This is a genomic window from Hafnia sp. HMSC23F03 (assembly GCF_001816025.1).
Lineage (GTDB): Bacteria > Pseudomonadota > Gammaproteobacteria > Enterobacterales > Enterobacteriaceae > Hafnia > Hafnia paralvei.
The window spans coordinates 1-14968 of record NZ_KV824217.1; the positions used below are offsets into that span (position 1 = coordinate 1).

The following is a 14968-nucleotide window of genomic DNA, read 5'->3' on the forward strand; positions in this document are numbered from 1 at the left end:
CCTACGCCAGCGGTGTCATGGACACATAAATGCTAACGGGCGGACGAAACCACTCACCATTCTTACATAGAAAGATTCTGACGCATTTCCGTGTTGAAAGAATGCATGATAGAACCCACTTCCACCCTAGCCCCATGCTTATGCCACTACATTGTCCAAAAAATCACTGCTAACAGCTGTGGAGACATAATCCTTAAGAACATCGCCAATGGGTAAACTGTTGCATATGACAGCGCTGCTGCGCCGCTAGTGGGGTGTAGGCCATTAGCAAAAGCCAGCGCCGGAGGATCGGTCATTGAGCCAGCTAACATACCGCAGATAGTCAGGTAGTTCATTTTCGCCATGGATCGGGCCAGAATGCCTGCCGTGAGCAGCGGGATGGCGGTGATCAAAATACCGTAGCCAATCCATGAAACTCCATCGCCGTTAACCAGCGTATCGATAAAGTTCCCACCCGATTTCAGCCCCACAACCGATAAGAACAGCACAATCCCCAGCTCGCGCAGCGCAAGGTTAGCGCTTGGAGGCATAAACCAATACAGTTTACCGATGCTGCCGATACGTCCCAAGATTAATGCCACGACAAGAGGGCCACCGGCCAATCCTAGCTTCAGCGCTGCTGGAAACCCTGGGATAAAAAGTGGGATAGAGCCAAGCAAAACACCGAGCCCGATACCGATAAATACCGGTAGCATCTGCACCTGTTGCAGCTTCTGCTGAGCATTCCCGACGATATCCGCAACCTGATCGATAGATTCAGGTCGCCCTACCAGATTCAAAATATCACCAAACTGGAGGCTGGCATTGCTGCTCGCCACCAGTTCTACACCGGATCGATTAAGGCGTGAAATAACGACGTCATACTTTTGCTTTAGATTCAGATCACGGATTTTCTTGCCCAATACTTTTTCGTTAGTCACCACGACGCGGCTAACCTGAAGCTCCGTACCACGTGTGGAAAGCGAAGCATCGACCTGATCGCCGATCACCAAACGCGCGTTTTCCAAATCCTGTCGTTGCCCTACCAGATGGATAAGATCTCCCAGCTCCAATATTGTATTAGGCATGGGAACCATCAAATGTTCACCCCGTTTTAGGCGTGAACAAACAATTTCATCACTGTTGATAATAGGCACATCACGGATAGGCAATCCCACTAAATTTGGATTTCGCACCGAGATATTCATCGTTTGTAGCAGCTCATGCTTCAATCCATTTTTTGAATCAAAGTCTTTAGCTTCAGCATCAACGCTGATGCGAAATATTAAGCGCAGGATCCACATCACCAGCAAAATGCCACAAATCCCGAACGGATAAGCCATGGCATAGCCCATCCCCATTTTATCGACTAACGCGGGGTCCGAGCCTAAATCGGTCAGGATTTGTTGCCCAGCGCCTAGCGCTGGTGTGTTGGTTACCGCGCCAGAAAATACGCCTAAAATGACAGGCAGAGGAACATCAAAAATCTTATGGACTAACGCAGTGACAATACCGCTCAAAACCACCATAAGAATGGCAAAGCCATTCAACCTCAGTCCAGATACACGCAGAGAGGAGAAGAAGCCAGGACCGACCTGAATCCCAATGGTATATACGAATAAAATCAGTCCGAATTCCTGAATGAAATGCAGCATATCGCCGTTAAGACTGAGATCATACGATTGTGCAAAATGACCAACCACAATCCCACCAAACAGCACACCACCGATTCCGAGCCCCACACCATATATACGCCAATTGCCGATCCACAATCCCAGAACAGCAACGAGCGCCAGCATACTCACCGTAAGGGCGATATCGCTCATCGTACACATCCTTGATTAACAGGTAATAAAAGGCGGCATATGACTTGCTCGCCGGTGGCCCATGAAAATGTCATAACCACTTATAGTTACTGCAGATTCTCGCAAAAGCCGCTGCAGACAACTGTGGTGTAAACCACATAACCGCAGCCATTATGAAACGATTCACCTATTAAAACTGCAAATTGGATATTTGGTGTCCGCTAATTCATTTTCTCTTCCTCCAATCACATGCCTCATGCATTACACAGCGCAAATTATCTACAAGGCCATAAATAGCGAGGACAACACTGGTAAACACCGCTTTTTAAGCTAAGTTAACTATTAGTTGTTGTGATTATTATTTCATTATGGAGTATCTTCCGCGTTGGATTTTGGGATGTCCAAACGGTGATTAAGTGAAGAAAATTTCTCGCAAGGGGCGGGTATGGCATCGAAAAAAGAGTTAGAAGAATTTCAGCGCTGGTGGGCAACCGAAGGTGATTGGGTCGAAGAACCCAACGAACGGCGCAAAGGTATGAGTGGCGTTCAGCGCATCGAACGTGACGGAAAAACACTCTATGTAAAACGTCAGGTAGCGCATCTATTCCACTCGCTACGTTATCCGTTTGGTCGCCCAACGATTGTGCGTGAGATTCAAGTCATCGATGAACTCGCTGCGGCTGGCGTGATTGTTCCCAAAATCGTTTATGGCAAAGCGTTGCAAATTAACGGTGAGTGGCGAGCATTATTGGTGACGGAAGATATGAAGGATTTCGTCAGCATTGGAGACTGGTATGAACAAAATATGCATCTCGACTGCAGTCCTGAAGTAAAGGCAGAAATGTTTAAACAGATCGCCGTTGCCTTCAAAAAAATGCACAGCGTTAATCGCCAGCATGGCTGCTGCTACGTGCGTCATATTTATGTGAAGAGCCGTGGTGAAGTATTGGCTGGATTTTTGGACTTAGAAAAAAGTCGCCGCCGCTGGGTGAGACAAAAAGCAGTGCAGCATGATTTTAAGCAGTTAGAAAAATATTTGTCGCCTATCCCTTCTGAAGACTGGCAGCAGGTCAAAGAGCACTATTATTCTTTATAGATAGCTCGCCGATTTAGGTAAAGCAAAGCGTTATGGGCAGGTTATACCTGCCCTGATGATTTCTATTTTTTATGTGCCGCCTGCGGATTCACGCAGTTTTCCTTTACTGTTCCCGTTAATGCCGCAATCAGGTTATCTACCGCACATTCCGCCATCCCATAACGGGTTTCGTGTGTCGCAGAGCCGATATGGGGTGCTAGCACGACATTTTTGAGCGTCATTAGCTCAGAGTCTTTTGGCAAAGGTTCCCGCTCGAAAACATCTAAGCCAGCCGCAAGGATTGTTCCATCTTTAAGCGCTTCAACCAGTGCATCTTCATCAACCACAGGGCCGCGCCCCGCATTGATTAAAATGGCGCTCTTTTTCATTTTGTCTAATTGCTCACGCCCAATCATGTGGTGCGTTTGTGGCGTCAACGGCAGCGTAATGCAGACGAAATCAGACTGCGCCAACAGGGTGTCCAAATCGCAATGCTGAGCCGCATATTTTTGGTTGGCTTCCAGATTTGGCGTACGTGTGTTGTAAAGTACCTTCATACCAAAGCCAAAGTGGGCGCGCTGCGCCAGCGCCATACCGATGCGCCCCATGCCAAGAATACCGATGGTTTTATGGTGAACGTCGGTTCCGTAATACTTCGCATCCAGGCTGTCATTCCAATGACCTGCGCGTATCCATGCATCCAACTCAGGAATGCGGCGAGCGGTTGCCAACATTAAGCCCATCAGCGTGTCTGCTACGGTTTCAGTTAACACCGTCGGCGTATGCATCAGTAAAATATGGCGACGCGTCATCTCGTCGACATCAAAATTATCGTAACCCACCGATATCGTTGAAGCCGCTCGCAGTTTTGGCGCCTGAGCCAGCAGATCTGCATCAATGCGTCCACCCGAGCCAATCAGCCCTTCAGCATTTTTCAGCGCCTGTAAAAAAGCGGGATAGGTTTGGTGAGAAAGCTCGTCAAAGGCGGTTACGGTGAAATGTTGGTCGAGCTTCTGCCGTAAATCGGCGGGCAATGTTTTATACAACACGATGGCAGGTTTCATGTTCGCTCCTTGGAGATACGCGATTTTATAATGAGGGCCGCGTCAAGATTGTCTGATAATTCAGCCCCTTTTATTTCAGCATAACAGCGAAAGGCACACACAGGGTTCCGAATTACGTCTTAATCAGGGAGCATTTTAAAGATTGTGCCAACAAAAAAGGGCGTTGTTCTAACAACGCCCTTTCAGAGATGGGGAAGAAAGTGAAATTGATTAACCAAAAAAATTAAATAGCGCAGCGCATAATACGGCAGCAAATGCAGTCTGCGAGGTGTGCCCAGCCGCAGCGCTTAATTCAGTACCATGCGAGATCATGGCAAGCAGTGAATCGATCATCATAATCCTCCAAAAACGGTGTCGACGATCATACCGATCCACACGGTGCGGTGAAAGATCTGACCAGCCCTTTTTTTGTGCGCTCGATTGTGTTTTTATTAACCAGATACAGTTCATTAACACACAGCCGATAGATCATGACATATTACTCCATGCCCAACTCTTTTAACTTACGCGTCAGGGTATTACGTCCCCAACCAAGCAGTCTCGCGGCTTCCTGTTTATGCCCTTGGGTGTGGCGCAGAGCCGTTGTTAACAGAATACGTTCCATCTCTGGCTGGGCTTCAGATAACAAATCTTGATGCCCTGAACGTAAAGCATGTTCTGCCCATTGAGCTAATAAGGCTGACCAGTGACCAGAAGGAGACGTTCCGCCCGTGGTTTCCGGTACGCTTGTTTCAAATAGCTCGCTTGGTAAATCCTGAACAAGCAGCTCCTGCCCCGCCGCCATCACCGTTAACCAGCGACAGGTGTTTTCTAACTGACGCACGTTACCAGGCCACGGCAGGCGCGTTAGCGCCAGCTCGGTATCTGGATGCAATACTTTGGCCTCCACGCCTAATTCGGCAGCGGCTACTTTTAAGAAGTGACGCGCCAGACGTGGAATATCCTCACGGCGTTCACGCAACGGCGGAAGATGTACACGGATCACATTTAGCCGATGGAATAAATCCTCACGGAATTTCCCCTCCTGAACGCGCTGTTCAAGATTTTGATGCGTTGCGGCAATAATACGCACGTCCACTTTTACCGGCGCATAGCCCCCTACGCGATAAAACTGACCATCGGCCAGCACACGTAACAAGCGGGTTTGAACATCCAACGGCATGTCACCGATTTCATCCAAAAACAGCGTGCCGCCATCGGCTTGCTCGAAGCGCCCTTGGCGGATTTGATTAGCGCCAGTAAATGCCCCTTTTTCATGGCCAAACAATTCCGACTCAATCAGGTCTTTAGGGATTGCCGCCATGTTCAGTGCAATAAAGGGCGCTTTTCCACGTGGGCTGTGACGGTGCAGAGCATGGGCAACCAATTCTTTACCAGTACCCGACTCGCCGTTAATCAGCACGCTGATGGAAGAGCGAGACAGGCGGCCTATAATGCGGAAAACATCCTGCATAGCAGGTGCTTCACCGATGATATCCGCCGCAGGATCGTTTACGGGTTGGCTACGTGCTGGCTGCTGTTGTTCTTGATAATGACTGATTGCACGTTCAACAAGAGCTACCGCTTCATCAATATCAAACGGTTTTGGCAGATAATCGAAAGCCCCTTGCTGATAGGCACTGACCGCAGCATCCAAATCAGAATGCGCCGTCATTATGATGACCGGAAGCATCGGATGGCGTTGTTTAATTTGCTTAAGCAATGCCAAACCATCCATTCCCGGCATGCGAATATCAGAGAGTAAAACGTCTGGCGTTTGGGTGGCTAAGGCATCTAACACCTGATTTCCGTTCTCAAACGTGACACAGCGCATGCCCGCGCCGGTCAGTGCGCGTTCCAGCACCCAGCGAATGGAACTGTCATCATCTACGATCCAGACGATTCCCTGTTGCGTTGTCATAGTCGTCACCTCTGTTTACAGATGGGCTATACGCCGGTTTTGTCAGTTACTTGCGAATTGGCAAATAAACTGAAAATTCGGTGTGGCCCGGCCAGCTATTAAATTCAATTTTACCCTGATGCTGATCGATAAGATTTCGCGCAATCGACAAGCCAAGTCCAGTACCACCTTCACGGCCGCTGACCATCGGATAAAATAAAGTATCGTGCAGATGAGCGGGGATCCCCGGGCCATCATCTTCAATATCTATACGCGCCGCGAGGCGATAGCGCTCGCCATGCAGCGTGAGTTGAAATGCGGTGCGCGTGCGCAGCGTTATAGTGCCGCCAGCATTACCTAGCGCCTGTAGCGCGTTGCGTGTGATATTCAGCAACACCTGCTCTATTTGTTCTGGATCGTGCTCTAGCTCTGGTAGGCTGGGATCGTAATCTCGCACCAGCGTGACATTATCGGGACACTCCAACGACACCAACTGGCACACGCGTTCTGCTACCTGATGAATACTCTGCGTCACATGCTGACCCGGACGCTGTGGCCCCAGCAGACGATCAACCAGATTTCTCAGTCGATCGGCTTGCTCAATAATCACCTTGGTGTATTCAGTCAGTGACTGATCCGGCAACGCTTTAGCCAACAGTTGTGCTGCACCACGTAATCCTCCAAGCGGGTTTTTAATCTCATGTGCCAAACCGCGGACTAAATCACGAGCGGCAACCTGCTGGGCGTGTTGCAGTTGTTCTTGGCTAAGGCGACGCTGGCTATCCATTGGAGACAGTTCCAATAAAATAAAGTCATCGCTCATTGGCTGGGCGGTCAGCGCCATGATGTGCGCATGCCCGTCGATCACCAGCGTCACTTCGTTATCGGTAAATCCCTGCCCCGCATGTAAGCTGTCGTGCATCAAGCGCACATTCAGTGAAAAATACCCCAACAAATCCGGCAGCGGTGTACCAAATAATTTGCGTGAACTTTGTGCCAGCAGTTGCTGAGCTGCGGGGTTGGCATAGTGCACCGCCAGATTACGGTCGAGCAGCAAAACGCAGGTAATAAGAGAATTGAGGATCTGCCCAGGATCAGGCTGTTTACGTGCGGTTTGCGCATCGGTCAGGGATTGGTCAGCCATACTACGAGCTCCTGCACTGTTTTGGTGCAAATAAGATAAATGCACTTTAGCATGCTTTCAAAATCTTGGGATTTGGCGAGTAAAAATTTCTCTGCTGCCGCCCAGAAGTTGAGTTGCTCAGAAAAGTGGAGAAAAAAACCCATCCGAAGATGGGTATAAAGTTTCCACGGCAACAAAAAATCGACGAACCAATTTGAATCTTTTAACGGCACCTCGCCAAGAGGTGCCAAGCGCATAAACGAGTGTCATTAAACGCTGTTTTAGACGCTGTAATACAGTTCGAACTCAACAGGGTGTGGAGTCATGCGCACACGTTCCATCTCTTCCTGACGCAGTGCAATGTAAGCATCAATCGCGTCATCGGTGAACACGCCACCACGGGTCAAGAATTCACGGTCTGCATCCAGACAGGCCAGCGCCTCGTCCAGAGAACCCGCCACGGTTGGGATCTCTTTCGCTTCTTCTGGCGGCAGGTCATACAGGTTTTTATCCATCGCATCGCCCGGATGGATTTTGTTTGCAATGCCGTCCAAGCCAGCCATCAGCAGTGCCGCGAAGCACAGGTATGGGTTAGCCGCTGGGTCTGGGAAACGCACTTCGATACGACGTGCTTTAGGGCTTGCAACCACTGGAATACGGATAGAAGCAGAACGGTTACGGGCTGAGTACGCCAGCATAACTGGAGCTTCATAGCCTGGAACCAAACGCTTGTATGAGTTAGTGGTTGGGTTAGCCAACGCGTTAATTGCTTTAGCGTGTTTGATAACGCCGCCGATGTAGTACAGCGCCATTTCAGACAGGCCGCCGTATTTGTCGCCTGCGAACAGGTTAGTCCCGTTCTTGGAGAGAGACATATGGCAGTGCATACCAGAACCGTTATCACCAAACATTGGCTTAGGCATAAAGGTGGCGGTTTTGCCAAACGCGTGAGCCACGTTGTGAACCACGTATTTGTAAATCTGAATTTCGTCAGCTTTTTTGGTCATGGTATTGAAGCGGGTTGCCACTTCGTTCTGACCAGCGGTTGCCACTTCGTGGTGATGCGCTTCAACCACCAAGCCCATATCTTCCATAGTCAGACACATGGTAGAACGAATGTCTTGCGAAGAATCGACTGGAGGTACTGGGAAATAACCGCCTTTCACCGCAGGACGATGGCCCTTGTTGCCGCCTTCGTACTTGGTGCTGGAGTTCCATGCGCCTTCAATATCATCGATAGCGACGTGGGAACCACGGATGCTGCTGCCGAAGCGAATGTCATCGAACAGGAAGAATTCTGGCTCTGGCCCAAACAGAACGGTGTCCGCAATGCCAGAAGAACGCAGGAAATCCTCTGCACGTTTAGAGATGGAACGCGGATCACGATCGTAGCCCTGCATGGTGCCTGGCTCAAGAATGTCACAACGGATAATCAGAGTTGGCTCTTCAAAGAAAGGATCCAGAACCGCAGTGCTGGCATCAGGCATCAGCACCATGTCGGATTCGTTGATACCTTTCCATCCACCGATAGAGGAGCCGTCAAACATTTTGCCTTCTTCAAAGAAGTCAGCATTGACTTGATGAGCAGGGATCGTAACGTGCTGTTCTTTACCTTTAGTATCAGTAAAACGCAGGTCTACGAATTTGACTTCATGCTCATTCAGCATTGTTAATACGTGTTCAGCGGACATACTCTACTCCCGGTTGCCTAAGGTCGTCGTGGAACGAATCTGTATATTTAAATGGTTTATTCACCATAAATTTATACAAGCTAAAACCATGCCAACTTTACAAATCGCTCGGAAAGCGCATAATTGGCGTATCTGGTGGTAGGAGACTATGCACTAGAATAGAATTCCGCACCAGAATGGTGCAATGTAAGATTTCATATGCACCATTCCAGTGCAAATTGTTCATTCCCGCGCCGTTTGGCATCGTGAATAGGATCACAAACTCACCTTTTTACGGTTGTTTATAAGAGATGCTTGTGATCTTGTTTAGTCCCTCGCTTATTACGTGTACAATAGCGCGCTATTTCTAATGCCTGAGGCAAAGCTGTGATCGAAAATCTGCGTAACATCGCCATTATTGCGCACGTTGACCATGGGAAAACTACCCTGGTTGACAAGTTGCTACAACAATCCGGTACATTCGGTGAACGTGAAGAAGCAACTGAACGCGTAATGGACTCCAACGATTTGGAGAAAGAGCGTGGGATTACCATCCTCGCGAAAAACACCGCTATTAATTGGAAAGACTACCGTATCAACATCGTGGATACCCCGGGGCATGCTGACTTCGGTGGTGAAGTTGAACGTGTAATGTCTATGGTTGACTCGGTACTGCTGGTTGTTGACGCAATGGATGGCCCTATGCCGCAGACCCGTTTCGTGACCAAAAAAGCATTTGCTAATGGTCTGAAACCTATTGTGGTTATCAACAAAGTTGACCGTCCTGGCGCGCGTCCTGACTGGGTTGTCGATCAGGTATTCGACCTGTTCGTAAACTTGGATGCAACCGACGAGCAGTTGGACTTCCCAATCGTTTACGCTTCTGCGTTAAACGGTATCGCGGGTCTGGACCATAACGATATGGCCGACGACATGACTCCGCTGTATCAAGCGATTGTTGACCATGTATCTCCGCCACAAGTTGAAGCTGACGCACCTTTCCAGATGCAAATCTCTCAGCTGGACTACAACAACTATGTAGGCGTAATCGGTATCGGCCGCATCAAACGCGGTAAAATCAAACCTAACCAACAGGTGACTTTGATCGATAGCGAAGGCAAAACACGTAACGGTAAAGTCGGTAAAGTTCTGACCCATATGGGTCTGGAGCGTATCGAAGCTGACGTTGCTGAAGCTGGCGACATCATCGCAATCACCGGTCTGGGTGAACTGAACATTTCTGACACCATCTGTGAAGTCGGTAATGTTGAAGCTCTGCCTGCGCTGAGCGTTGATGAACCAACCGTGACCATGTATTTCTGCGTAAACACCTCTCCGTTCTGCGGTAAAGAAGGTAAGTACGTGACCTCCCGTCAGATTCTGGAGCGTCTGCAGAAAGAACTGGTACACAACGTTGCTCTGCGCGTTGAAGAAACCGAAGATGCTGACGCATTCCGCGTTTCAGGCCGTGGTGAACTTCACCTGTCGGTTCTGATCGAAAACATGCGTCGTGAAGGCTTCGAGCTGGCAGTATCTCGTCCTAAGGTTATCAACCGTAAGATTGATGGCCGTATGCAAGAACCATTTGAAAACGTGACTCTGGATATCGAAGAGCAGCATCAGGGTTCAGTCATGCAAGCCATGGGTGAACGTAAGGGCGACGTTAAAAACATGGTTCCAGATGGCAAGGGTCGTATCCGTTTGGATTACATCATCCCTGCTCGTGGCCTGATCGGCTTCCGTACTGAATTCATGACTATGACTTCTGGTACTGGTCTGCTGTACTCCACTTTCAGCCATTACGACGATGTACGTCCGGGCGATATCGGCCAGCGTCAGAACGGCGTGCTGATCTCTAACGGTCAGGGTAAAGCGGTTGCGTTTGCTCTGTTCGGTCTGCAGGATCGCGGTAAGCTGTTCTTGGGTCACGGTGCTGAAGTTTATGAAGGCCAGATCATCGGTATTCATACTCGTTCTAACGACCTGACTGTAAACTGCCTGACCGGTAAGAAACTGACTAACATGCGTGCTTCCGGTACCGATGAAGCAACCACTCTGGTTCCTGCGATCAAAATGTCTCTGGAACAAGCTCTGGAATTCATCGATGACGACGAACTGGTAGAAGTTACTCCAGTATCAGTACGTATTCGTAAACGTCACCTGACAGAAAACGACCGTCGCCGCGCAGCTCGTGGCCCTAAAGAAGACTAATCTTCTTTAACGATCGTTAACGTCTGATATCAGGGCACCTTAGGGTGCCCTTTTTTACGTTTAAAATTTAAAACCTCTGACGAAAAATAGGTGGCGCTTAAATCCAGTTTTCTTCTAAATCTGTAACGTCAGTCGCCGTTTGCTTAGTAGTAAGCTTGTCACTCATCCCCTTAATCTGGAATACCGCTACTGCATTGGTTAATGAGCCAGAAAGCTCTTCCACATTGGCCGCCGTCGTTGCCACCTGTTCTACCAATGCGGCGTTCTGTTGCGTCACCTGATCCATTTGAGTGATCGCCACGCGGATCTGTTCTACTCCACGGCTTTGTTCTTCAGACGCATAAGAAATGCTATCCATCATCGTGCTTGCCTTAGTAATGGCGCCTGTCATTTCCGCAATGGTTGACCCGGTTTTGTCTGCCAGCTCCGCACCTTCCTGAATATGGTGGGAAGACTCAGAAATTAGGCTATTAATCTCCTTAGCTGACTGCGCAGACCGCTGAGCAAGATTGCGAACCTCGCTAGCCACCACGGCAAATCCGCGACCAGCCTCTCCAGCCCGAGCGGCTTCCACCGCCGCATTCAGCGCCAGAATATTGGTTTGGAACGCAATACTGTCTATGACGCTAATAATGTCACCCATTTTCTGCGCATTGGTTTTAATCACGTGCATTTTGCTATTCATCTCTTTCATCTGCTGCTCACCTTCATTGGCGATGGTGGCAGAAGCTTGGATCATTGATGAAGCCTGCACGGCGTTATCGGCGTTAAGCTTAACGGTAGATGAAATCTGCTCCATGCTCGCAGCAGTCTGCGCTAAAGCAGAGGCTTGCTCCTCGGTTCGGCTAGACAGATCGGTGTTACCCGCAGAGATCTCTTGAGTGCCAATGTTGATAGATTCCACGCCGTCTCGGATGGATTTCACCGTCTCGATCAATTCATACTGCATTTCTTGCAACGAGGCACACAACCGACCAATTTCATTATTGTTTTCGACTTCAATCGTATGGCGAAGATCGCCTTTACCAATTTGCTCAAAATAGCCAGAAACCTTGCTTAAGGGTTTCACTAAAATACGATCTAGCCAGAAATAGGCTGCCAAGAATAGTAGAGCGACCACCACCAAAATCGCACACATCACCAAAATAGAGATTCGATATGAAGCCTTACTGATGTTGCTGATCTTGACCAGATTCTCCTGCCGCAGCTGTTCATAATTTTTGTATTTTTCATCGTAACCGCTACGAGCCTTCTGGCGAGCATCCTGATAGTCCGCCATGCTCTTTTGCAACTGCTCTGGAGTGGTGAAATTCTCGAAGATACCAATATTGGTTAATGCGCTTGCCACCTGATCCTCCTGAGCTTTTTTCATGATCTTACCCAGCTCGGGTTGCTCCATGGTTAGCCCTGGAATTTTCATAAACAGTTCAAAGTTCTGCTGCGAGGTTTGCAATTCATGACGCAAAGCTTTAACCACTTGGGGAACATTAACCGGCATGCGATTAGTTAACTGAATAAACGTGCTATCGATAATCGATCGCAGACGCAATACGGCATCACGAGAATCGGATAAAGCCTTCTGTTCACTGGCCGTCGTTTCAAGAAAGTTAATATCCTTATCATTTTGATTAATAAAATATATTCCCATACCGCTAGCGGCAAGTTGAAGAATGGAAAATACTGCTAGCAGCAGTAACAATCCTGTTCTGATTTTTAGATTTTTAAACATAGTGTCCTTGCCTTGTCTTGGGTAAAAAATATGCACTCAGATTGGCTATCGGCGTAAGTTAGAAAAGCCTTATACCCACAGTGAGATAAAGGTTTTACTGCTAATGAATTTGGGTTTGGCAGCAAACAATTGTGATCTATGTCCAATTTTTACGCGTTTAGAGACCAAGTTTTGCTATAGGGGTGTTGTGAAAAAGGAGATAACAGTGGAATTTGGGTTAAAGCGTTTATAGTTGGTGTCTATTCCCACCCGCGGTTTCAAGCTAAAGTTAAAAACTCACAAAAAATCAGGAGCGTCACATGTTGTACATCTTTGATTTAGGGAATGTGATTGTTGATATAGATTTCAAACGTGTACTTGGGGTGTGGAGCAAGTACAGCGGCGTACCGTTGGCGACGCTCTCTGAACGCTTCAAGATGGGAGAGGTTTTTCAACAGCACGAACGTGGAACCATTACCGACGAAGAGTTTGCTGAAAAACTCTGTGCAGAAATGGGCATCGCACTCAGCTTTGAACAATTTGAGCTGGGCTGGCAATCGATATTCGTTGGCCTGCGTCCAGAAGTCATTGAGCAAATGAAGAAGTTGCGTAGCTACGGCAATCGCGTTGTCGTGCTGTCTAATACCAACCGACTGCATAGCAACTATTGGCCGAAACACTATCCTGAAGTTGAAGCCGCAAGCGACCACATGTATCTCTCTCAAGATATCGGCATGCGTAAACCTGATGCTGAAATTTATCGGTATGTACTGGAGCAGGAGCACTGCCCCGCAAGCGATGCCGTATTCTTCGATGACAATGAAGAAAACGTGACAGCAGCGAGAACATTGGGGATTAAGTCTATTCTGGTGACGGATAATAAAGTGGTGCCAGAGTATTTTGCGTAACGCGGTATCTACATTTATTTTGTCGATACCGTCGCAATTTTTTGCGCAACCCTAAGAAAACGTTAACATTAAAAGATGTTTAATCGCTCAGGCAGCAATTTCGTTGTCTGGGCGTTGTTTTCAGGAGGGGTTATGTCCCTGTTTTCTCGACAGTCTGCTAAATCCTGCGTCTCCTTTGGGCGTTTGCTATGGGCCAGAGTGAATCATGATCGGGTGAGTATGATGGCGGGCAGTCTGGCCTATATCTCTCTGCTTTCGTTGGTTCCGCTCGTCACGGTTATTTTCTCCCTATTCGCGGCGTTTCCGATGTTTGGCGAAGTTTCCGAGCAGCTAAAGCACTTTATCTTCACCAATTTTGTCCCTGCGGCCGGTGATGTGGTGCAGTCCTATCTCGAACAGTTCGTTGCAAACTCCAGCAAAATGACCGCCGTGGGTGCCGTTGGGCTGATTGTGACCGCATTGCTGGTGATCTCTTCCGTCGATGGCGCACTCAACCACATTTGGCGCAGCCGTACCCAGCGCCCTATTGTGTATTCATTTGCCATCTATTGGATGGTACTTACGCTTGGGCCGATTCTGGTCGGTGCCAGTATGGCAATCAGCACCTATTTATTATCGATCCGCTGGCTAGCCATGACCGGCGTGTATTCACTGGTCGATCAGATACTACGTATCTTCCCGTTGCTATTGTCATGCGCCAGCTTCTGGTTAATTTATTGCGTGGTGCCGACTCAAAGAGTCCCTGCCCGTGATGCTCTATGTGGTGCGATAGTCGCAGGATTGCTGTTTGAACTCGGTAAAAAAGCCTTTGGCTTATACGTAACAATGTTTCCGTCGTATCAATTGATTTATGGCGTGTTGGCCGTGATCCCGATACTGTTTGTGTGGGTCTATTGGAGCTGGTGTATTGTCCTGCTCGGAGCGGAGATCACCGCTTCATTGAGCGAATACCGCGCGATGTACCAGCGAGAAAGGCGAGAAGAAAGTAAGCAAATTCAACCAACATCGCCAGAAAACGATAAGGAATAGAGAAACGAAATGATAGCGTTAATTCAAAGAGTCACCCATGCCAGCGTTGTTGTTGAGGGGAATACCGTGGGTGAAATTGGCCCAGGGCTACTGGTATTACTGGGTGTTGAAAAAGATGATAACGAACAGAAGGCTCAACGACTCAGAGATAAAGTACTCGGCTACCGCATTTTCAGTGATGAAAACGACAAGATGAATCTTAACGTTACACAAGCTGGTGGCAGTGTACTGGTGGTCTCTCAGTTTACGTTGGCAGCTGATACCCAAAAAGGCATGCGCCCAAGTTTTTCTGGTGGGGCGGCTCCAGACGAAGCCGAACGCCTGTATGAATACTTTGTTGGCCAGTGCCGTGAGACCGGGATAAATACCCAGACAGGGCAGTTTGCGGCAGATATGAAGGTTTCGTTACTTAACGATGGGCCGGTCACTTTCTGGCTTCAAGTTTAGGCTATTTAGCGCTCAGGCTGTGTGTTCAAGCCATGATGTTTATCTGTATCTTTGCGATTGTACGATGAGA

At 48.5% G+C, this 14968-nt stretch carries 13 protein-coding genes; 5 read left to right on the forward strand and 8 right to left on the reverse strand.

The genetic code is table 11. The features are described from left to right. Window positions 1-146: 146 nt before the first annotated feature. Window positions 147-1805 (reverse strand): putative transporter, encoded by a 1659-nt coding sequence (locus HMPREF3091_RS09095; RefSeq protein WP_070715411.1) that lies wholly within the window; start codon window positions 1803-1805, stop codon window positions 147-149. A gap of 424 nt (window positions 1806-2229) precedes the next feature. Between HMPREF3091_RS09095 and inaA the strand changes: the two genes are divergently transcribed. Next, on the forward strand, window positions 2230-2880 hold the full coding sequence (gene inaA / locus HMPREF3091_RS09100) for a lipopolysaccharide kinase InaA (protein WP_070715412.1): 651 nt from the start codon (window positions 2230-2232) through the stop codon (window positions 2878-2880). Between the two features lie 62 nt (window positions 2881-2942). Here the strand turns inward: inaA and ghrB are convergent, their stop codons facing one another. From ghrB to glnA, 6 genes are all read right to left on the reverse strand, one after another. Further along, a complete protein-coding gene (ghrB, locus tag HMPREF3091_RS09105; protein ID WP_070715413.1) occupies window positions 2943-3923 on the reverse strand; it encodes a glyoxylate/hydroxypyruvate reductase GhrB in 981 nt (326 codons plus the stop codon). A 210-nt stretch (window positions 3924-4133) separates the two neighbouring features. Further along, entirely contained in the window at window positions 4134-4256 is a 123-nt protein-coding gene (locus HMPREF3091_RS22495; protein ID WP_004096782.1) for a YshB family small membrane protein, read from the reverse strand. A gap of 145 nt (window positions 4257-4401) precedes the next feature. Continuing rightward, on the reverse strand, window positions 4402-5823 hold the full coding sequence (gene glnG / locus HMPREF3091_RS09110) for a nitrogen regulation protein NR(I) (protein WP_070715415.1): 1422 nt from the start codon (window positions 5821-5823) through the stop codon (window positions 4402-4404). A 46-nt stretch (window positions 5824-5869) separates the two neighbouring features. Then, on the reverse strand, window positions 5870-6946 hold the full coding sequence (gene glnL, locus HMPREF3091_RS09115; RefSeq protein WP_070715418.1) for a nitrogen regulation protein NR(II): 1077 nt from the start codon (window positions 6944-6946) through the stop codon (window positions 5870-5872). After that, the gene (locus HMPREF3091_RS22740) at window positions 6928-7182 is read right to left on the reverse strand and encodes a hypothetical protein (protein WP_070715419.1); all 255 of its coding nucleotides are present in this window, start codon (window positions 7180-7182) and stop codon (window positions 6928-6930) included. The genes glnL and HMPREF3091_RS22740 overlap by 19 nt, the downstream gene beginning before the upstream one ends. A 24-nt stretch (window positions 7183-7206) precedes the next feature. Next, window positions 7207-8616, reverse strand: coding sequence for a glutamate--ammonia ligase (gene glnA, locus HMPREF3091_RS09125; RefSeq protein WP_004096786.1), 1410 nt, complete (start codon window positions 8614-8616; stop codon window positions 7207-7209). 366 nt (window positions 8617-8982) lie between these two features. On the opposite strand from glnA, the gene typA reads away from it, so the two are divergent. Continuing rightward, complete coding sequence (gene typA, locus HMPREF3091_RS09130; RefSeq protein ID WP_004096787.1) at window positions 8983-10806, forward strand: ribosome-dependent GTPase TypA; 1824 nt, start codon at window positions 8983-8985, stop codon at window positions 10804-10806. 97 nt (window positions 10807-10903) lie between these two features. Here typA and HMPREF3091_RS09135 read toward each other — a convergent pair whose 3' ends face one another. Beyond that, a complete protein-coding gene (locus HMPREF3091_RS09135; RefSeq protein ID WP_070715421.1) occupies window positions 10904-12535 on the reverse strand; it encodes a methyl-accepting chemotaxis protein in 1632 nt (543 codons plus the stop codon). 299 nt (window positions 12536-12834) lie between these two features. Here HMPREF3091_RS09135 and yihX point away from each other — a divergent pair, with 299 nt between their 5' ends. The 3 genes from yihX (at window position 12835) to dtd (ending at window position 14898) form a co-directional block, all read left to right on the forward strand. Beyond that, window positions 12835-13422 (forward strand): glucose-1-phosphatase, encoded by a 588-nt coding sequence (gene yihX / locus HMPREF3091_RS09140; protein ID WP_004096789.1) that lies wholly within the window; start codon window positions 12835-12837, stop codon window positions 13420-13422. 132 nt (window positions 13423-13554) lie between these two features. Beyond that, window positions 13555-14451 carry a virulence factor BrkB family protein gene (locus HMPREF3091_RS09145; RefSeq protein WP_070715422.1) on the forward strand — a complete coding sequence of 299 codons (897 nt, stop codon included), beginning with the start codon at window positions 13555-13557 and terminating at the stop codon, window positions 14449-14451. Window positions 14452-14460: 9 nt separating this feature from the next. Further along, window positions 14461-14898 (forward strand): D-aminoacyl-tRNA deacylase, encoded by a 438-nt coding sequence (gene dtd, locus HMPREF3091_RS09150; RefSeq protein WP_004096793.1) that lies wholly within the window; start codon window positions 14461-14463, stop codon window positions 14896-14898. Window positions 14899-14968 lie beyond the last annotated feature (70 nt).

Excerpts from the sequence above, each read along its gene's own strand:
- HMPREF3091_RS09095 (WP_070715411.1), bottom strand. The coding sequence starts at position 1,805 with ATGAGCGATATCGCCCTTACGGTGAGTATGCTGGCGCTCGTTGCTGTT.
- inaA (WP_070715412.1), top strand. The coding sequence starts at position 2,230 with ATGGCATCGAAAAAAGAGTTAGAAGAATTTCAGCGCTGGTGGGCAACC.
- ghrB (WP_070715413.1), bottom strand. The coding sequence starts at position 3,923 with ATGAAACCTGCCATCGTGTTGTATAAAACATTGCCCGCCGATTTACGG.
- HMPREF3091_RS22495 (WP_004096782.1), bottom strand. The coding sequence starts at position 4,256 with ATGATCGATTCACTGCTTGCCATGATCTCGCATGGTACTGAATTAAGC.
- glnG (WP_070715415.1), bottom strand. The coding sequence starts at position 5,823 with ATGACAACGCAACAGGGAATCGTCTGGATCGTAGATGATGACAGTTCC.
- glnL (WP_070715418.1), bottom strand. The coding sequence starts at position 6,946 with ATGGCTGACCAATCCCTGACCGATGCGCAAACCGCACGTAAACAGCCT.
- HMPREF3091_RS22740 (WP_070715419.1), bottom strand. The coding sequence starts at position 7,182 with ATGCGCTTGGCACCTCTTGGCGAGGTGCCGTTAAAAGATTCAAATTGG.
- glnA (WP_004096786.1), bottom strand. The coding sequence starts at position 8,616 with ATGTCCGCTGAACACGTATTAACAATGCTGAATGAGCATGAAGTCAAA.
- HMPREF3091_RS09135 (WP_070715421.1), bottom strand. The coding sequence starts at position 12,535 with ATGTTTAAAAATCTAAAAATCAGAACAGGATTGTTACTGCTGCTAGCA.
- yihX (WP_004096789.1), top strand. The coding sequence starts at position 12,835 with ATGTTGTACATCTTTGATTTAGGGAATGTGATTGTTGATATAGATTTC.
- HMPREF3091_RS09145 (WP_070715422.1), top strand. The coding sequence starts at position 13,555 with ATGTCCCTGTTTTCTCGACAGTCTGCTAAATCCTGCGTCTCCTTTGGG.
- dtd (WP_004096793.1), top strand. The coding sequence starts at position 14,461 with ATGATAGCGTTAATTCAAAGAGTCACCCATGCCAGCGTTGTTGTTGAG.